The sequence below is a fragment of the Citrobacter sp. RHB20-C16 genome, from assembly GCF_013890155.1.
In the GTDB taxonomy this organism is placed as follows: Bacteria; Pseudomonadota; Gammaproteobacteria; order Enterobacterales; family Enterobacteriaceae; genus Citrobacter_A; species Citrobacter_A amalonaticus.
Window position 1 is genome coordinate 1,070,710 of sequence record NZ_CP057630.1, and the last position, 19,707, is coordinate 1,090,416.

At 54.4% G+C, this 19,707-nt stretch carries 13 protein-coding genes; 7 read left to right on the plus strand and 6 right to left on the minus strand.

What is annotated here, in order from left to right; genetic code table 11:
• Positions 1 to 20: 20 nt before the first annotated feature.
• A complete protein-coding gene (gene nadC / locus HVX64_RS05240; protein WP_042997920.1) occupies positions 21 to 920 on the minus strand; it encodes a carboxylating nicotinate-nucleotide diphosphorylase in 900 nt (299 codons plus the stop codon).
• A gap of 87 nt (positions 921 to 1,007) precedes the next feature.
• Here nadC and ampD point away from each other — a divergent pair, with 87 nt between their 5' ends.
• Together ampD and ampE are read left to right on the plus strand one after the other, a co-directional pair.
• On the plus strand, positions 1,008 to 1,571 hold the full coding sequence (gene ampD / locus HVX64_RS05245; protein WP_044255453.1) for a 1,6-anhydro-N-acetylmuramyl-L-alanine amidase AmpD: 564 nt from the start codon (positions 1,008 to 1,010) through the stop codon (positions 1,569 to 1,571).
• Positions 1,568 to 2,422 (plus strand): beta-lactamase regulator AmpE, encoded by an 855-nt coding sequence (ampE, locus tag HVX64_RS05250; protein WP_044255451.1) that lies wholly within the window; start codon positions 1,568 to 1,570, stop codon positions 2,420 to 2,422. Before ampD ends, ampE begins: the two co-directional genes overlap by 4 nt.
• 47 nt (positions 2,423 to 2,469) lie before the next feature.
• Here ampE and HVX64_RS05255 read toward each other — a convergent pair whose 3' ends face one another.
• From HVX64_RS05255 to aroP, 3 genes are all read right to left on the minus strand, one after another.
• Positions 2,470 to 3,420, minus strand: coding sequence for a family 43 glycosylhydrolase (locus tag HVX64_RS05255; RefSeq protein WP_044255448.1), 951 nt, complete (start codon positions 3,418 to 3,420; stop codon positions 2,470 to 2,472).
• Positions 3,420 to 4,826 (minus strand): MFS transporter, encoded by a 1,407-nt coding sequence (locus HVX64_RS05260; RefSeq protein WP_044267419.1) that lies wholly within the window; start codon positions 4,824 to 4,826, stop codon positions 3,420 to 3,422. Before HVX64_RS05260 ends, HVX64_RS05255 begins: the two co-directional genes overlap by 1 nt.
• A gap of 158 nt (positions 4,827 to 4,984) precedes the next feature.
• Positions 4,985 to 6,358, minus strand: coding sequence for an aromatic amino acid transporter AroP (gene aroP, locus HVX64_RS05265; RefSeq protein ID WP_086512694.1), 1,374 nt, complete (start codon positions 6,356 to 6,358; stop codon positions 4,985 to 4,987).
• A 589-nt stretch (positions 6,359 to 6,947) separates the two neighbouring features.
• Between aroP and pdhR the strand changes: the two genes are divergently transcribed.
• From pdhR to lpdA, 4 genes are all read left to right on the plus strand, one after another.
• On the plus strand, positions 6,948 to 7,712 hold the full coding sequence (pdhR, locus tag HVX64_RS05270) for a pyruvate dehydrogenase complex transcriptional repressor PdhR (protein WP_042997914.1): 765 nt from the start codon (positions 6,948 to 6,950) through the stop codon (positions 7,710 to 7,712).
• A gap of 288 nt (positions 7,713 to 8,000) precedes the next feature.
• Positions 8,001 to 10,664, plus strand: a complete 2,664-nt coding sequence (gene aceE, locus HVX64_RS05275; RefSeq protein WP_044255445.1) for a pyruvate dehydrogenase (acetyl-transferring), homodimeric type — start codon at positions 8,001 to 8,003, stop codon at positions 10,662 to 10,664.
• Between the two features lie 14 nt (positions 10,665 to 10,678).
• Positions 10,679 to 12,568 carry a pyruvate dehydrogenase complex dihydrolipoyllysine-residue acetyltransferase gene (gene aceF / locus HVX64_RS05280; protein WP_181825309.1) on the plus strand — a complete coding sequence of 630 codons (1,890 nt, stop codon included), beginning with the start codon at positions 10,679 to 10,681 and terminating at the stop codon, positions 12,566 to 12,568.
• A 199-nt stretch (positions 12,569 to 12,767) separates the two neighbouring features.
• Positions 12,768 to 14,195 carry a dihydrolipoyl dehydrogenase gene (gene lpdA, locus HVX64_RS05285; protein WP_042997911.1) on the plus strand — a complete coding sequence of 476 codons (1,428 nt, stop codon included), beginning with the start codon at positions 12,768 to 12,770 and terminating at the stop codon, positions 14,193 to 14,195.
• Positions 14,196 to 14,250: 55 nt separating this feature from the next.
• Here the strand turns inward: lpdA and HVX64_RS05290 are convergent, their stop codons facing one another.
• Both HVX64_RS05290 and HVX64_RS05295 read right to left on the minus strand, forming a co-directional pair.
• Complete coding sequence (locus HVX64_RS05290) at positions 14,251 to 15,042, minus strand: DUF2950 family protein (RefSeq protein WP_044255440.1); 792 nt, start codon at positions 15,040 to 15,042, stop codon at positions 14,251 to 14,253.
• Between the two features lie 12 nt (positions 15,043 to 15,054).
• On the minus strand, positions 15,055 to 16,707 hold the full coding sequence (locus HVX64_RS05295) for a DUF3300 domain-containing protein (protein ID WP_044255437.1): 1,653 nt from the start codon (positions 16,705 to 16,707) through the stop codon (positions 15,055 to 15,057).
• Positions 16,708 to 17,105: 398 nt separating this feature from the next.
• Between HVX64_RS05295 and acnB the strand changes: the two genes are divergently transcribed.
• Positions 17,106 to 19,703, plus strand: a complete 2,598-nt coding sequence (gene acnB / locus HVX64_RS05300) for a bifunctional aconitate hydratase 2/2-methylisocitrate dehydratase (RefSeq protein WP_042997908.1) — start codon at positions 17,106 to 17,108, stop codon at positions 19,701 to 19,703.
• Positions 19,704 to 19,707: the final 4 nt, after the last annotated feature.

Below are 19,707 nucleotides of genomic sequence, written 5' to 3' on the forward strand. Positions count from 1 at the left end.
GTTATCAGGCCGTATAATGATTACGCGTTAGCGAAGCGCATGGACAGGTCCAGCGCCCGGAGATGCTTGGTTAGCGCACCCACGGAGATAAAATCGACGCCAGTTTCGGCAAATTCCCGCAGCGTTTCGTTGGTCACGTTGCCGGAAACTTCCAGGCGCGCCTGGCCGTTGGTCCGTTTTACCGCCTCACGCATCTGTTCCGTTTCAAAGTTATCCAGCATGATGATGTCGGCACCGGCTTTCAGCGCGTCGTCCAGTTCATCGAGGTTTTCAACTTCGACTTCTACAGGCACATCCGGATGCAGCCAGAAGGCTTTCTCCACCGCCTGACGCACGGAACCAGACGCAATAATGTGGTTCTCTTTGATTAGGAAGGCATCCGAAAGCCCCAGGCGATGATTCGCGCCGCCACCGCAGAGTACGGCATATTTCAGCGCGGTACGCAGCCCAGGCAGGGTTTTACGCGTATCCAGCAGTTGGGTCTTTGTGCCCTCCAGGATATCAACGTACTTACGCACTTCGCTGGCGACACCTGACAGGGTCTGCACGAAGTTCAGCGCGGTACGCTCGCCGGTCAGTAACACGCGCGAGGGACCGTCCAGCTCAAACAGCGGTTGGTTCGCCTTGATGCTGTCGCCGTCTTCGACGTGCCAGGTGATGCTGACATCGTCGCCAGCCAGTTGAATAAAGACCTCTTCAACCCAGCGTTTGCCACAAAAAACGCCGTCTTCACGGGTGATGACCGTGGCATGAGAACGGCTGTTCTCCGGTAAAAGTTGAGCCGTAATATCGTTGCTGGCATCCACTTGACCGCCTAAATCTTCGCGTAGCGCCTGGGCGACAACGTTTGGGATATCCAGGTTAATACGTTCCAACAGCGCGTCACGTCGGTAGTCAGGGTTATAGCGGCGAGGCGGCATGATAAAACTCCAAATTGCTAACGAATCATAAGGTAGAAACATGCTACTCTGAAGCGGCTATAAGCACCACTCAAAAGGAGATTCAGCATGTTGTTAGACAAGGGCTGGCTGGCGGAAGCGCGACGCGTTCCTTCTCCGCACCACGATTGCCGCCCGGATGATGAAGTCCCTTCGTTACTGGTGGTGCACAATATCAGCCTGCCGCCCGGCGAGTTTGGCGGTCCGTGGATTGACGCACTATTCACTGGAACAATTGATCCCAATGCCCATCCCTTTTTTGCCGAAATCGCGCATCTTCGCGTTTCCGCTCATTGTCTGATTCGCCGTGATGGCGAAATCGTTCAGTATGTTCCTTTTGATAAGCGAGCATGGCATGCCGGCGTGTCGAATTATCATGGACGTGAACGCTGCAATGATTTTTCGATTGGTATTGAGCTGGAAGGGACTGATACGCTGGCCTACACCGATGTCCAGTACCAACAACTGGCTGCCATCACGTGTGCATTAATAAAGATTTACCCGGCCGTTGCCGAAAACATAACCGGACACTGTGATATTGCGCCTGAGCGTAAGACCGATCCCGGTCCGGCTTTTGACTGGGCAAAGTTTCGCGCCCTGGTCACCGCCTCGTCAGATAAGGAGATGACATGACGCTATTTACGACATTACTGGTGCTGCTTGTCGAGCGCCTGTTTAAGCTGGGCGAACACTGGCAGTTCGATCACCGTTTAGAAACTTTTTTTCGCCGGGTCAAACGCTTCTCAATGGCGCGTACGCTCGGGATGATGATCATCGCAATGGTGGTCACATTCCTGTTGCTGCGAGCGCTCGATGGACTGCTGTTTAATGTGCCAACGATTGTGGCGTGGATCCTGATTGGGTTGCTGTGCATTGGCGCGGGCAAAGTGCGGATGCACTATCACGCTTACCTTAACGCGGCGTCGCGCGATGATGCGCATGCCCGAACGGCGATGGCCAGCGAACTGACGTTGATTCATGGCGTTCCACCGGATTGCAATGAGCGTGAGTTTTTGCGTGAACTGCAAAATGCGCTGCTGTGGATTAACTTCCGTTTCTATATCGCACCGCTGTTCTGGCTGATCGTCGGTGGTCCATGTGGACCGGTACTGCTGGTGGGCTATGCCTTCCTGCGTTCGTGGCAGTCCTGGCTGGCGCGTTACCAGACGCCGCATGAGCGCTTACAGTCCGGCATCGATGCCATTCTTCATGTTCTCGACTGGATCCCGGTGCGTCTGGCGGGCGTGGTGTATGCCCTGATCGGTCATGGAGAAAAAGCGTTGCCCGCGTGGTTTGCCTCTCTGGCGGATCTGCGTACTTCGCAATATCAGGTGTTAACACGCCTGGCGCAGTTCTCGCTGGCGCGTGAGTCGCATACCGATAAGGTTGAAACGCCAAAAGCGGCCGTTTCCATGGCGAAGAAAACGTCGTTTGCCTTAGTGGTGGTGATCGCCGTGCTCACCATTTATGGCACGTTGATTTAACGTCCTGGCAGGACGCCCGGTAAGTTGCGTGTTACCGGGCAATGATGTCAAAGCGTATCTGCGGGCGGGATGCCGAAGTCTGGCATTCCGTGGTCATCCCAGTGAATCAGCTTCAGACGGGTATGCCGATTGGGATCGTAGAGCGGATCGCCTTCAATTTCGGTGTAGTTACGCGCGTGGTACACCAGCACGTCATCGCCTTCCGGCGTTTGGGTAAAGCTGTTGTGCCCGGGTCCATACTGGCGATTTTCATTGCTGGTGGTAAACACCGGCCGCGGGGATTTATGCCAGTTTGCCGGATTCAGCGGATCGGCGTGAATATCAATCCATAACAGTCCCATGCAGTAATTTTCATCCGTGGCGCTGGCGGAGTAGCTGATAAACAGCCTGTCACCGTGGGTTAATACTGCCGGACCTTCGTTGACCCAAAAACCCCGACACTCCCAGTCGTACTCCGGTTTGCTGAGCATCACCGGCTGGCCTTTAATCGTCCAGGGATTTTCCAACTCCGCCAGATAAATGTTGGAGTTACCGGCGATATCTGGGGATTTTTGCGCCCACAGATACCACTGTTTTCCCTGATGGTGGAATGTTGTGGCATCGAGTGCAAAGGTATCAAACGGTGTTTTCACCTGACCCTTTTCGACCCAGTTGCCGGTGAGCGGATCGGGATCTGTACACTCCAGCGCGTACATCCGATGCTGAAACATGCCCAGTTTGTCGAGCGCCTGAGTAGGCGCGGCGGCAAAGTAGATGACCCATCTACCATCGAGGTGATGAATTTCCGGTGCCCAGATCAGCTCGCTCATCGGGCCGTGTTCGGGTTTGCGCCAGACGACAACGGGTGACGCTGTACGTAATCCTTCCAGCGAATCCGCCCGCCGGATTTCCAGTCGGTCGTACTCTGGCACTGAGGCAATAAAGTAATAGTCGCTGCCGTCGAGCAGGATAAACGGATCGGCGCGTTGTTCAATAAACGGGTTAGGCCAGTTTTGCATCAGGCTTTCCTTACGGTTTCAGTGGCTTTCAGTTCCTGATAATCATTGAGTTCGCGGTAGTTAGCGCGGCGTTTTTCCAGATCGTCCTGAATCTGTTTCATCAGTTCGCGGTCGACTTTCAACAGACGCACCACGCCGGCGGTAATCAGGTAGCCGACTCCCGGAATCACGGTAAAGAGCAGCATGATGCCGTTGATCGCGGAGTCGCTTTGCGCTTTCGCCCCGGCATCGTAGCCGTACCACGAGAGCAGAAAGCCAACCATCGCCCCGGCAATCGCCAGACCGAGTTTCAGGAAGAACAGGTTGCCGGAAAAGCTTATGCCGGTAATGCGCTTGCCGGTTTTCCATTCGCCGTAGTCGTCAACGTCTGCCATCAGCGACCAGTGCAGCGGCGACGGGATTTGGTGCAAAATGTTAAGCAGGAAGTAGAGCACGACAATCATCATCGTGGCTTTGGGATCGAAGAAGTAAAACGCGCAGGAGAAAAGGGCCAGCGCGATGTTGGTCCAGAAGAAAACCTTTAGCTTGCACCAGCGGTCGGTCAGCACTTTCGCCAACACGCTACCGATCATCATGCCGACCACGCCGAGACTGATAAAGATCGTGGCGAAATGGGTGCTTTGTCCCATGACCCAGGTGACGTAGTACATGGTTGCCGCCATACGGATAAAGCCCGGACAGACGTTGCACAGCGTCAGCAGCAGTATGCGTACCCACTGATCGTTCTTCCACACGTCTTTGAAGTCGTTTTTCATGTCATCGTGCGTGGGAACGGCAGGGCGCACACGTTCACGAACGGTGGCAAAGCAGAACAGGAACATACACATGCCGATAATGGCCAGCACGGTCATCGCCAGTTGATAGCCCTTCGCTTTGTTGTCGCCGCCAAACCAGTCGACCATTGGCAGTAGAGTGAGCGACAGCAGCAACGTCGCGATACCGACCAGTACAAAGCGGTAAGACTGGCAGGCCACGCGTTCTTTCGGATCGTTGGTGATCACGCCGCCCAATGAGCAATAAGGAATGTTGATCGCCGTATAAGTAATCGACAGCAGGAAGTATGTGACAAACGCATAGATAACCTTGCTGCTATAAGTCCACTCCGGGGTGGTGAACATCAGAATGCTGAACAGCGCGTAAGGGAAGGCAATCCACAATAACCATGGACGAAAACGGCCATATTTGCTTTGGGTTCGGTCAGCAATAGCGCCCATAATGGGGTCAGTAACGGCGTCGATCACGCGTACTGACAGTAATAACACCCCTACCAGAGCCGGGGCGAGACCAAAAACATCCGTATAAAAATAGTTAACAAACAGCATGATAGCGCCAAAGATGATGTTGCATCCGGCATCGCCCATGCCATAACCAATCTTTTCTCTTACCGACAGCTTACCTGTATCCATTGAGATGTCTCCCCATCAAGGTGATGGAAAGAATTATTCGTCTGTAAGCCTTTAATTGCGTTGCAGGATAGCGCCGCTGATATGGACGAAATGGCTGTTGGGGAGAAAGTGTGAGGCAGGTAACAACCCTCACCCATGACGGGTGAGGGTTCAAGGAATTAATGGGCTTTCGCCGTCTTCGCGGATTTCTGTTTGCACAGATAACCGATGCCAAGAACAACCAGCCATACCGGGATCAGGTAAACCGAAATCGCCATACCCGGCGTCATCAGCATAATTACCAGCACCGCCGCCATGAAGGCCAGACAGACCCAGTTACCCAGCGGGTAGAACAGTGCCGGGAAGCGGGTTTTCACTCCCTGTTGCTGCTTCGCTCGGCGGAATTTGATGTGCGCCAGACTGATCATCGCCCAGTTGATCACCAGTGCGGAGACCACCAGCGCCATCAGCAGGCCGAAGGCGGATTCTGGCGCCATGTAGTTGATCAATACGCACAGCGCCGTCACCAGCGCCGAAACGATGATGGTATTCACCGGCACGCCGCGTTTGTCGATAGTGAGCAGGATTTTCGGGGCGTTACCCTGTTGCGCCAGACCAAACAGCATGCGGCTGTTACAGTAAACGCAACTGTTGTATACCGACAGTGCCGCCGTCAGAACCACGATATTCAGCGCGTTCGCCACGAAGGTATCGCCCAGCTCGTGGAAGATTAGGACAAACGGGCTGGTGTCAGCGGTGACACGCGTCCACGGCAGCAGGGAAAGCAGAACGGCCAGTGAACCCACATAGAAAATCAGAATACGATAGATTACCTGGTTGGTGGCTTTGGGAATGCTCTGCTCTGGGTTATCGGCTTCAGCTGCGGTGATACCGACCAGCTCGAGCCCGCCGAAAGAGAACATGATGATCGCCATCATCATTACCAGCCCGGTCATGCCATGAGGCAGGAAGCCGCCCTGTTCCCACAGGTTACGCACGGTCGCCTGCGGGCCGCCGTTGCCGCTGAACAGCAGCCAGCCGCCGAACAGGATCATCGCGACCACGGCGATGACTTTGATGATCGCAAACCAGAACTCCATCTCACCGAACACTTTTACGTTGGTCAGGTTGATGGCGTTGATCGCAATAAAGAAAACGGCTGCCGAAACCCAGGTGGGGATCTCCGGCCACCAGAACTGAATGTACTTGCCGACGGCGGTCAATTCCGCCATTGCAACCAGCACATACAGCACCCAATAGTTCCAGCCCGATGCAAATCCCGCAAAACTCCCCCAGTACTTGTAGGCAAAGTGACTGAATGAACCGGCGACCGGCTCCTCAACCACCATTTCACCCAACTGACGCATAATAAGGAAGGCAATAAAACCGGCTATCGCATAACCCAGAATAATACCGGGGCCCGCGGACTGAATTACGGAGGCGCTTCCCAGGAACAGGCCTGTTCCTATCGCGCCGCCCAGCGCGATAAGCTGGATATGGCGGTTCTTAAGGCCGCGCTTTAGCTGCTCGCCGTGCTGCTGACTGTCCATCATGAAACCTCGTGAGTGGTTTACCCTTCAGTACCCGGCCGCGTGACGGCGACCGGGCAATTTGAGTAATTATTATTTGTCCTACGCAGAGATGCGTGTAAGTTTGCAATTCCGTCTGTTGTATTATTATGTTTACAGCAATGAATTTTAAAATGTCGCCGAAACTCTTTTGTCCGGAACAGAATAATGGTATGTGGCAGGGAATGCACCTGCTTTGTGAATGGATGATGACGAGTTGAATAAAAAGAGAGCAGTTGTCTATCCCGCCTCTTATTCCCTGATAACACTTCTGTAAGATATAAAGTGATTACCTATACATAAAATATGCATAAAAATGCATCTGAATCGGTTCAACCAGGATTTTTCTTCGTTTCAATAAGGTTAAAACTACCTCGCGGGTGGTAAATTTAACATTTGTGCATAGTTACATGTTTGAAACGATATTTCTGTGATGTTGTTAAAATGTGCCTGCTTTACTGATTTCAATCAAAACCTGTATGGACATAAGGTGAATACTTTGTTACTTTAGCGTCACAGATATGAAATTGGTAAGACCAATTGACTTCGGGCAAATGGCTTAAGACAGGACATCATGGCCTACAGCAAAATCCGCCAACCAAAATTATCCGATGTGATTGAGCAACAGCTGGAGTTTTTGATTCTTGAGGGCACACTACGCCCGGGCGAAAAACTCCCACCGGAACGCGAACTGGCGAAACAGTTCGACGTCTCCCGTCCCTCTTTGCGTGAGGCGATTCAACGTCTCGAAGCGAAGGGATTGCTGCTTCGTCGCCAGGGCGGCGGCACTTTTGTTCAGAGTAGCCTGTGGCAGAGCTTTAGCGATCCACTGGTAGAACTGCTCTCCGACCATCCTGAATCCCAGTTTGACCTGCTTGAGACGCGCCATGCGCTGGAAGGCATTGCTGCATACTACGCAGCATTGCGAAGTACGGATGAAGACAAAACACGTATTCGTGAATTGCATCATGCCATTGAACTGGCGCAAGAGTCGGGTGACCGCGATGCCGAGTCCGATGCGGTCCTCCAGTATCAAATTGCTGTCACCGAAGCTGCGCACAATGTGGTGTTACTTCATCTGCTAAGGTGTATGGAGCCCATGCTGGCCCAGAACGTACGTCAGAACTTCGAGTTGCTCTATTCGCGTCGCGAGATGCTTCCGCTGGTGAGTGGTCACCGCACCCGTATTTTCGAAGCGATTATTGCCGGTAAGCCAGAAGAGGCGCGTGAAGCATCACATCGCCATCTGGCATTTATCGAAGAGATACTGCTCGACCGCAGCCGTGAGGAGAGCCGTCGTGAACGCGCCTTACGTCGTCTGGAGCAGCGAAAGAATTAGTGATTTTTCTGGTAGCTCGTTAGCCAGAAGATGTTGTAAATCAAGCGCTAATGAATGAAAAGCGCGGCAACTAAACGCAGAACCTGTCTTATTGCACTTTTAGTTGTTCAAAATAATTCGGCTTGTATCGCAGCGGCAAGCGCGCGAGTCGCCAGGAGCATAGTGAACTATGTGACTGGCGCAAGGAAGCGCAGCCAACAAAGAGACAACCTGAAGAATGAAGAACAAAGAGCGCAATGGGACAGGTTCCAGATAACTCAACGTATTAGATAGATAAGGAATACCCCCATGTCAGAACGTTTCCCAAATGACGTGGATCCGATCGAAACTCGCGACTGGCTACAGGCGATCGAATCGGTCATCCGTGAAGAAGGTGTTGAGCGCGCTCAGTATCTGATTGACCAGCTTCTTTCTGAAGCCCGCAAAGGCGGCGTGAAAGTAGCGGCAGGTACAGGGGCAAGCAATTACATCAACACTATTGCCGTTGAAGATGAGCCGGAATATCCGGGCAATCTGGAGCTGGAGCGTCGTATTCGTTCTGCTATCCGTTGGAACGCCATCATGACCGTGCTGCGTGCGTCTAAAAAAGACCTCGAGCTGGGCGGCCACATGGCATCCTTCCAGTCTTCTGCGACCGTGTACGATGTGTGCTTCAACCACTTCTTCCGTGCCCGCAATGAGCAGGATGGCGGCGACCTGGTGTACTTCCAGGGCCACATCTCCCCGGGCATTTACGCACGTGCATTCCTGGAAGGCCGTCTGACTGAAGAGCAGATGGACAATTTCCGTCAGGAAGTTCATGGCAATGGCCTGTCTTCCTACCCGCACCCGAAACTGATGCCAGAATTCTGGCAGTTCCCGACCGTTTCTATGGGTCTGGGCCCAATCGGTGCGATCTATCAGGCTAAGTTCCTGAAATATCTGGAACACCGTGGCCTGAAAGACACCTCTAAACAGACCGTTTACGCTTTCCTTGGCGACGGTGAGATGGACGAGCCGGAATCCAAGGGTGCTATCACCATTGCGACCCGTGAAAAACTGGATAACCTGGTCTTCGTCATCAACTGTAACCTGCAGCGTCTGGACGGCCCGGTCACCGGTAACGGCAAAATCGTTAACGAGCTGGAAGGTATCTTCGAAGGTGCTGGCTGGAACGTAATCAAAGTGATGTGGGGCGGTCGTTGGGATGAGCTGCTGCGTAAAGACACCAGCGGTAAACTGATCCAACTGATGAACGAAACCGTTGACGGCGACTACCAGACCTTCAAATCCAAAGATGGCGCATACGTTCGTGAGCATTTCTTCGGTAAATATCCGGAAACCGCAGCACTGGTTGCCGACTGGACTGATGAGCAGATCTGGGCGCTGAACCGTGGTGGTCACGATCCGAAGAAAGTCTACGCTGCACTGAAAAAAGCGCAGGAAACCAAAGGCAAAGCCACCGTCATCCTGGCCCATACCATCAAAGGTTATGGCATGGGTGACACCGCCGAAGGTAAAAACATCGCTCACCAGGTGAAGAAAATGAACATGGATGGCGTGCGCTACATTCGCGACCGTTTCAATGTTCCGGTTACTGACGAGCAGGTTGAAAAACTGTCTTACATTACCTTCCCGGAAGGTTCTGAAGAGCACAAATACCTGCACGAACGCCGCCAGGCGCTGCACGGCTACCTGCCGAGCCGTCAGCCGAACTTCACTGAGAAGCTGGAACTGCCGACCCTGGAAGACTTCGGCGCGCTGCTGGAAGAGCAGAACAAAGAAATCTCTACGACCATCGCTTTCGTTCGTGCCCTGAACGTGATGCTGAAGAACAAATCGATCAAAGATCGTCTGGTTCCGATCATCGCCGACGAAGCGCGTACTTTCGGTATGGAAGGTCTGTTCCGTCAGATTGGTATTTACAGCCCGAACGGCCAGCAGTACACCCCGCAGGACCGTGAACAGGTTGCGTACTACAAAGAAGACGAGAAAGGTCAGATTCTGCAGGAAGGGATCAACGAGCTGGGCGCAGGGTCTTCCTGGCTGGCCGCGGCGACTTCCTATAGCACCAACGATCTGCCGATGATCCCGTTCTACATCTACTACTCCATGTTCGGTTTCCAGCGTATTGGCGACCTGTGCTGGGCAGCGGGTGACCAGCAGGCGCGTGGCTTCCTTATTGGCGGGACGTCTGGTCGTACAACGCTGAACGGTGAAGGTCTGCAGCACGAAGATGGTCACAGCCATATTCAGTCTCTGACTATCCCGAACTGTATCTCTTACGATCCGTCTTACGCCTACGAAGTTGCGGTCATCATGCACGATGGTCTGGAGCGTATGTACGGTGAAAAACAAGAGAACGTTTACTACTACATCACCACGCTGAACGAAAACTACCACATGCCAGCCATGCCGGAAGGTGCTGAGGAAGGTATCCGTAAAGGTATCTACAAACTCGAAACCCTGGAAGGTAGCAAAGGTAAAGTTCAGCTGCTGGGCTCCGGTTCTATCCTGCGTCACGTTCGTGAAGCCGCGCAGATCCTGGCGAAAGACTACGGCGTGGGTTCTGACGTGTACAGCGTCACCTCCTTCACCGAACTGGCACGTGATGGTCAGGACTGTGAACGCTGGAACATGCTGCACCCACTGGAAACCCCGCGCGTTCCGTACATCGCTCAGGTGATGAACGACGCGCCGGCTGTAGCATCAACTGACTATATGAAACTGTTTGCCGAACAGGTTCGTACTTATGTACCGGCTGATGATTATCGCGTACTGGGTACCGACGGTTTCGGTCGCTCTGACAGCCGTGAAAACCTGCGTCACCACTTCGAAGTGGATGCTTCCTACGTGGTAGTCGCGGCACTGGGCGAACTGGCTAAACGTGGCGAAATCGATAAGAAAGTGGTTGCGGATGCAATTACCAAATTCAACATCGATGCAGAAAAAGTTAACCCGCGTCTGGCGTAAGAGGTAAAAGAATAATGGCTATCGAAATCAAAGTACCGGACATCGGGGCAGATGAAGTTGAAATCACCGAGATCCTGGTCAAAGTAGGCGACAAGGTAGAAGCCGAACAGTCGCTGATCACCGTAGAAGGCGATAAAGCCTCTATGGAAGTCCCGTCTCCGCAGGCTGGCATCGTTAAAGAGATTAAAGTCTCTGTTGGCGACAAAACCGAGACTGGCAAATTGATCATGATTTTCGATTCCGCTGACGGTGCAGCAGCCGCTGCACCTGCTCCGGCAGAAGAGAAGAAAGAAGCCGCTCCGGCAGCAGCACCTGCAGCTGCAGCAGCGAAAGACGTCCATGTACCCGACATCGGCGGTGACGAAGTTGAAGTGACTGAGATCATGGTCAAAGTGGGCGATACCGTTGCGGCTGAACAGTCCCTGATCACCGTAGAAGGCGACAAAGCTTCTATGGAAGTGCCGGCGCCGTTCGCCGGTACCGTTAAAGAGATCAAGATCAACACCGGCGACAAAGTGTCTACCGGCTCCCTGATCATGGTCTTCGAAGTGGCGGGTGCTGCACCTGCTGCCGCGCCTGCACAGGCCGCTGCTCCGGCCCCGGCTGCTGCACCAGCAGCCACTGGCGCGAAAGACGTTAACGTACCGGATATCGGCGGTGACGAAGTTGAAGTGACCGAAGTGATGGTGAAAGTGGGCGATAAAGTGGCCGCTGAGCAATCACTGATCACCGTTGAAGGCGACAAAGCTTCTATGGAAGTGCCGGCGCCGTTCGCGGGTACCGTTAAAGAAATCAAGATCAGCACCGGCGATAAAGTGAAAACCGGCTCTCTGATTATGGTCTTCGAAGTGGAAGGCGCAGCACCTGCTGCTGCCGCGCCACAGCAGGCTGCCGCACCGGCTCCAGCTGCTGCACCTGCGCCAGCTGCCGCTGCTCCGGCCGCAAAAGCCGAAGGCAAATCTGAGTTTGCTGAGAACGATGCTTACGTTCATGCGACCCCACTGATTCGCCGTCTGGCGCGCGAGTTCGGCGTGAACCTGGCGAAAGTGAAGGGCACAGGCCGTAAAGGTCGTATCCTGCGCGAAGACGTTCAGACTTACGTGAAAGACGCTATCAAGCGTGCGGAAGCCGCTCCGGCAGCCGCAGCAGGTGGCGGTATCCCGGGCATGCTGCCATGGCCGAAAGTCGACTTCAGCAAGTTTGGTGAAATCGAAGAAGTGGAACTGGGCCGCATCCAGAAAATTTCTGGTGCTAACCTGAGCCGTAACTGGGTGATGATCCCGCACGTTACCCACTTCGACAAAACCGATATCACCGACCTGGAAGCGTTCCGTAAACAGCAGAACGCTGAGGCTGAGAAGCGCAAACTGGACGTGAAATTCACCCCAGTGGTCTTCATCATGAAAGCGGTTGCTGCGGCTCTGGAACAGATGCCACGCTTCAACAGCTCCTTGTCCGAAGACGGCCAGCGCCTGACGCTGAAGAAATACATCAACATCGGTGTGGCGGTAGATACCCCGAATGGTCTGGTGGTTCCGGTCTTTAAAGACGTGAACAAGAAGAGCGTGACCGAGCTGTCTCGTGAACTGACGGCTATCTCTAAGAAAGCGCGTGACGGTAAGCTGACGGCTGGCGAAATGCAGGGCGGTTGCTTCACCATCTCCAGCATCGGCGGCCTGGGTACGACCCACTTTGCACCGATTGTGAACGCGCCTGAAGTCGCGATCCTGGGTGTCTCCAAGTCCGCGATGGAGCCAGTGTGGAATGGTAAAGAGTTCGTACCGCGTCTGATGATGCCGATCTCTCTGTCCTTCGACCACCGCGTGATTGACGGTGCTGATGGTGCGCGTTTCATTACCATCATTAACAATATGCTGTCTGACATTCGCCGCCTGGTGATGTAAGCAAAAAAGCCGGCCCGACGGCCGGCTTTTTTCTGGTAATCTCATGATGGTTTTGGGGTTATTAGTGCTAAAGATAAATCGTTGCCGTTTTGTTGTTTCAAAATTGTTAACAATTTTGTAAAATACGGACGGATAGAACGACCCGGTGGACGATGGGCGACAAGACCAGGGATCGCCGGAAATAAATTAAGAGGTCATGATGAGTACTGAAATCAAAACTCAGGTCGTGGTACTTGGGGCAGGCCCCGCAGGTTACTCTGCAGCCTTCCGTTGCGCTGATTTAGGTCTGGAAACCGTAATCGTTGAACGTTACAGCACCCTCGGTGGTGTTTGTCTGAACGTCGGCTGTATCCCTTCTAAAGCACTGCTGCACGTAGCCAAAGTTATCGAAGAGGCCAAAGCGCTGGCAGAACACGGTATCGTCTTCGGCGAGCCGAAAACCGATATCGACAAGATTCGTACCTGGAAAGAAAAAGTAATCACTCAGCTGACCGGCGGTCTGGCTGGCATGGCGAAAGGCCGTAAAGTGAAAGTGGTTACCGGTCTGGGTAAATTCACCGGGGCGAACACCCTGGAAGTGGAAGGTGAGAACGGTAAAACCGTGATCAACTTCGACAACGCGATCATCGCGGCGGGTTCCCGTCCGATCCAGTTGCCGTTCATTCCGCATGAAGATCCGCGCGTGTGGGATTCCACCGACGCCCTGGAACTGAAATCCGTACCGAAGCGTCTGCTGGTCATGGGTGGCGGTATCATCGGTCTGGAAATGGGTACTGTGTACCACGCGCTGGGTTCAGAGATTGACGTGGTTGAAATGTTCGACCAGGTTATCCCGGCGGCGGACAAAGATATCGTTAAAGTCTTCACCAAACGCATCAGCAAGAAATTCAACCTGATGCTGGAAACCAAAGTGACTGCCGTTGAAGCGAAAGAAGACGGTATTTACGTTTCCATGGAAGGCAAAAAAGCCCCTGCTGAAGCGCAGCGTTATGACGCCGTGCTGGTGGCAATCGGTCGTGTGCCGAACGGTAAAAACCTCGACGCTGGCAAAGCAGGCGTGGAAGTGGACGATCGTGGCTTTATCCGCGTTGACAAACAGCTGCGCACCAACGTGCCGCACATCTTTGCTATCGGCGATATCGTCGGTCAGCCGATGCTGGCGCACAAAGGGGTTCACGAAGGCCACGTTGCCGCTGAAGTTATCGCAGGCATGAAGCACTACTTCGATCCGAAAGTGATCCCATCAATCGCCTACACTGAACCAGAAGTGGCATGGGTAGGTCTGACCGAGAAAGAAGCGAAAGAGAAAGGCATCAGCTACGAAACCGCCACCTTCCCGTGGGCTGCTTCTGGCCGTGCTATCGCTTCCGACTGCGCAGACGGTATGACTAAACTGATTTTCGACAAAGAAACTCACCGCGTCATCGGTGGTGCGATTGTCGGTACCAACGGCGGCGAGCTGCTGGGTGAGATCGGTCTGGCAATCGAAATGGGCTGTGACGCGGAAGACATCGCGCTGACCATCCACGCGCACCCGACTCTGCACGAGTCCGTGGGCCTGGCGGCAGAAGTGTTCGAAGGTAGCATCACTGACCTGCCGAACGCAAAAGCGAAGAAGAAGAAATAATCTTCAGCCTTCCGGTAACGAAAAAGCGGCGTAAATGCCGCTTTTTTTATGCCTGTTACTCCACCGGCTTCCACGGTTCGTGTGGCGTAAATTTCTCTATGGCGATAGCTTTTAGCCCGCTATCTTCCCCTAAATTCGTCTGATACACCCGGTCGTCCTGACTTACCATGAAGCTCATCACACCCGTTTCGCCCCAGGTCACCGGCCAGGCAAGCAGCGCAAATCCTTTCGCGTTATCGCTGGCAATAATGCGGAAATAATAGCCGTGATACCCTTCGCCAGGTGACTCAGGACTGAAAGCCGGCCCTAAGGGACTGGGCGTTTCACCTGGTTTTACCGGCCAGTAGAGACCGTCCTGTTGACCTGCGTGGCTGATAATTCGGCTGGCAAATGCTTGTTTGCGCTGCCAGTAGTCATACTGGGCGTCGACATAGGCACGCATGGCCTGTATCGCCGAGAGTTCATTGCGGCCAATCGTGCGCGTGAGGATCTCATCCTGCGCGGCAGACATATCAAAATGCCAGCCTTTACTCGCCTTCACGATGGGGATGGGCAACTGCCAGTTCTCCTGGCCGACGTTCAGGTGAGCGACGTTACCTTGTTGCACAATCTGGTGGCTGACTTTCCAGTCGCGGTTAAAGCGCGCAATGGCTTCGGGGTCCGCGCCTTCAGGGGGCAAAAACTGTCGCCAGTTATCGCCTAACAGGGTAGTCAGTTGCGCATCGTTATTGTCGGCAATTGCACGGGCAAAAGAGCTGGCGGCCTCGTCTGGCGTGGCGAACATCTGCTGGGCGTAGCTCATTAACGGAAGCGAGAGCAGCAGGGTGCTTAACAGTACTTTTTTCATTATCGGCTCCCGTTAACGACGGCGAAATTCATGGTGTTCAGATGCGCGTTCGCGCATGTGGGCTCGTTGCTCATTACTGATGTTACTCAGACGGCGGCTTTCCTGACCGCGCTGCTGCTGCGATTGCCAGTTCGGCGAACGGCTGTCGTTACCGCTAAATACATTCGCATGGTTTTGCTGAAACGCCTGACGCTGCTGTGGCGAGGAGGATTCGACGCGCTGACGTACCGTCTCCCGCTGCGGTTGTGAAATCGGGCGTTGCTGCGCTTTGGCCCTGAGATCGTCACGATGCAGTTGTTGCGCTGTCGTAGTCGATTGTTTCAAGGTCTGTTGCGCGTTCTGACGACGCGCGCTGTTGCTGTTGTCGTCATAGCCGCGATAATTATTGCGTTGGGCAACCTGATTCAACTGTTGAGCGGCCGCTTTGCGCTGGGCATCACGCGTTGTGGCTGTCGGTTGCTGAGCCAGCGCTTTAGACGCATCCGGATGACGCTGTTGCAGTTGTGCCATCGCTGCCTGACGCTGGCTGTCGCGGGATGCCGTCGCAGCAGGCTGCTGTGTAGCACTGAGACCGCCGCTGACGTCGGTCGGGTGGAAACGCGGGGCGGTCGTGCCATTCTGATACGGAACGCCGCCGCGCCAGGCCGGGTTGTGCTGCCAGGTCATGTTCTGTGTTTTCAGATTCTGTCCGGAGATGCGGTTGAAGTTATCGACGTTGATATTGATGTTATCGCCATTGTGTTGATAACCGTGACCGTCGTGATGATCGTCATCATGATGGTGATCGTCATCGTGGTGATGATCGTCGTCATCCCAGTCGATATTGCTGAACAGCGCATAGGTGGTGGCGACGCCCAGGCTGTAGCCGAACCCTTTAACAAAACTGCCAGCGAACTGCTCGCCTGGCGTAGGCGGGAGATACACCGGCGGGTATGCGGTGTTGGGCCAGGTGCCATAAACCGTAGCGGGATTATAGCTGGGGACGTACACCACCTGCGGATCTGCAGGTTCAATTTTAATTACCGTGGAGGCTGGGGCGGCGGAAACGGCGCTGGATTTTGTTGCGGAGGAGGTGGTTGAGGGGGCTGCCGCGACGCTCTTTTTCGGCGTGCTGGTCACCGTCTGCTGCGGCGTAGATTTCAGCGAGCCGGTCTGCTGGGCCAGTAAGCGCAGGCGTTGCACGGAGTCCATCACATCCTGCGGTTGCGCCAGAAATGCATCACCGAGGTTTTGCACCCACTCCGTGTTTTCCCCCATCAGCGTCATGAGTTGCGGAAAGGCGACCAGCGACTTCACGCTGGGATCCCACGGCTGGTTTGCGACAGCCTGAATGGCGGCATCGCCTTGCCGTGTCGGATTATCGCGCGACCATTGTGCTGCCTGGACGACGTTAGCCGGATAGGTCGAGGCCATCAGAACCTGCGAAAGCAGCGGGTCCGGATAGAGGGCGATCGGCGCGACCCATTGATCGATTTGCGCCGTGGTAAAGCTCACTTTCGCAACGGGAGTCGCTTCGGCTGGCGCGAGCGGTTGCGCAGCAATGGGGGGCGTGGGCAGCGTAGGGGCTTCCGGTGTGCGGCTTTTGACATACAGCACGCCTGAAGCAGCAAGTAGTCCGGCGCTACAGATCAACGCAAGCACGTGGGGTTTAAAGGGCAACGTCATATTCTTACTCCCGATTTCCTGGAAATCGCAATGGTCGAAGTGCTGCCACCCGCAGGTGCAGTGTTGCGTGAGTATAAAGAGACGATAGTTTAATTTTTGACTAATCTTGGGATCGGTACAGTAGAGTGATTATAAGAATGCGAAATAGTGTGACGATTCGTAACAGCGATAAATTTCCCGCTTCTGAAATCGAAAAGGGCATTAGACCATCCTTAACGATTCAGCCACTTTTTTATGTTGCTTTTTTGTAAACAGATTAACACCTCACTAAAATCCTGTTATTCTGCCCATTGCGGTACCGGGCATTTACCCTACAAACTGCTGTCTCACAGGAGCGTGAAGAGAATCGCCCATCGATAAAGCGCCGCACTATGACAATGAGAGCGAGGAGAACCGTCGTGCTAGAAGAATACCGTAAGCACGTAGCAGAACGTGCCGCCGAGGGGATTGTGCCCAAACCCTTAGATGCAACCCAAATGGCCGCGCTCGTTGAGCTGCTGAAAGCACCGCCTGCGGGCGAAGAAGAATTCCTGTTAGACCTGTTGATCAACCGTGTTCCCCCGGGCGTCGATGAAGCCGCCTATGTCAAAGCCAGTTTCCTCGCTGCCGTCGCGAAAGGCGAAACGACTTCCCCACTGATTACGCCTGAAAAAGCGATTGAACTGCTCGGCACCATGCAGGGTGGTTACAACATTCATCCGCTGATTGACGCTCTGGACGATGCAAAACTGGCGCCGATTGCCGCCAAAGCGCTCTCCCATACGCTGCTGATGTTCGATAACTTCTATGACGTAGAAGAAAAAGCCAAAGCAGGGAACGAATATGCGAAGCAGGTGATGCAGTCCTGGGCGGAGGCCGAATGGTTCCTGAGCCGTCCGCCGCTGGCTGAAAAAATGACTGTCACCGTTTTCAAAGTCACCGGTGAAACCAATACCGATGACCTGTCTCCGGCACCTGATGCGTGGTCTCGTCCGGATATCCCGCTGCACGCGTTAGCGATGCTGAAAAACGCCCGTGAAGGCATTGAGCCGGATCAGCCGGGTGTCGTTGGCCCAATCAAACAGATCGAAGCCCTGGCGAGTAAAGGTTACCCGCTGGCTTACGTCGGTGACGTCGTCGGGACCGGTTCTTCACGTAAATCCGCCACCAACTCCGTGCTGTGGTTCATGGGCGACGACATTCCGCACGTGCCGAACAAGCGCGGCGGCGGTCTGTGCCTCGGCGGTAAAATCGCCCCTATCTTCTTCAACACCATGGAAGATGCAGGCGCACTGCCGATCGAAGTGGATGTGTCAAACCTGAACATGGGTGATGTGATTGACGTTTACCCGTTCAAAGGTGAAGTACGTAACCATGAAACCGGCGAACTGCTGGCAAGCTTTGAACTGAAAACTGACGTGCTGATTGATGAAGTGCGTGCCGGTGGCCGTATCCCGCTGATCATCGGTCGCGGTCTGACCACCAAAGCGCGTGAAGCGCTGGGTCTGCCGCACTCAGACGTTTTCCGTCAGGCGAAAGATGTGGCGGAAAGCAGCCGTGGTTACTCGCTGGCGCAGAAAATGGTGGGTCGTGCGTGCGGCGTAGCCGGTATCCGTCCGGGTGCGTACTGCGAGCCGAAGATGACCTCCGTAGGTTCTCAGGATACCACTGGCCCGATGACCCGTGACGAACTGAAGGACCTGGCGTGCCTGGGCTTCTCTGCGGACCTGGTGATGCAGTCTTTCTGTCACACCGCCGCCTATCCGAAGCCGGTTGACGTCACCACGCACCACACGCTGCCTGACTTTATTATGAACCGCGGCGGTGTTTCGCTGCGTCCGGGTGATGGCGTGATCCACTCCTGGCTGAACCGTATGCTGTTGCCGGATACCGTCGGTACGGGTGGTGACTCCCATACCCGTTTCCCGATTGGTATCTCCTTCCCGGCGGGCTCGGGCCTGGTGGCGTTTGCTGCGGCGACCGGCGTGATGCCGCTGGATATGCCGGAATCGGTGCTGGTGCGCTTCAAAGGCAAAATGCAGCCGGGTATTACCCTGCGCGATCTGGTACACGCCATTCCGCTGTATGCGATCAAACAGGGTCTGCTGACCGTTGAGAAAAAAGGCAAGAAGAACATCTTCTCTGGTCGTATTCTCGAAATCGAAGGTCTGCCGGATCTGAAAGTCGAGCAGGCGTTTGAGCTGACCGATGCATCTGCCGAGCGTTCTGCGGCAGGTTGCACCATCAAGCTGAACAAAGAGCCGATCGTGGAATACCTGACCTCCAACATCGTTCTGCTGAAGTGGATGATCGCAGAAGGCTACGGCGACCGTCGTACGCTGGAACGTCGTATTCAGGGGATGGAAAAATGGCTGGCCGATCCGCAACTGCTGGAAGCCGATGCTGACGCAGAGTACGCGGCGGTGATCGACATCGATCTGGCGGATATCAAAGAGCCTATCCTTTGTGCACCGAACGATCCGGACGATGCGCGTCTGCTCTCTGATGTTCAGGGCGATAAAATCGACGAAGTGTTCATTGGTTCCTGCATGACCAACATTGGTCACTTCCGTGCGGCCGGCAAGCTGCTGGATGCGCACAAAGGCCAGTTGCCGACGCGTCTGTGGGTGGCGCCGCCAACCCGTATGGATGCGGCACAGCTGACCGAAGAGGGCTACTACAGCGTCTTTGGTAAGAGCGGTGCGCGTATTGAAATCCCGGGCTGTTCACTGTGCATGGGTAACCAGGCGCGTGTCGCAGACGGCGCGACGGTGGTATCGACTTCTACGCGTAACTTCCCGAACCGTTTAGGTACCGGTGCGAACGTCTACCTGGCGTCTGCGGAGCTGGCGGCGGTTGCGGCACTGATCGGTAAATTGCCGACGCCGGAAGAGTACCAGACCTATGTGGCGCAGGTGGATAAAACCGCTGTAGACACCTACCGCTATCTGAACTTTGACCAGCTCTCTCAATACACTGAGAAAGCGGACGGTGTGATTTTCCAGACCGCCGTGTAATGCG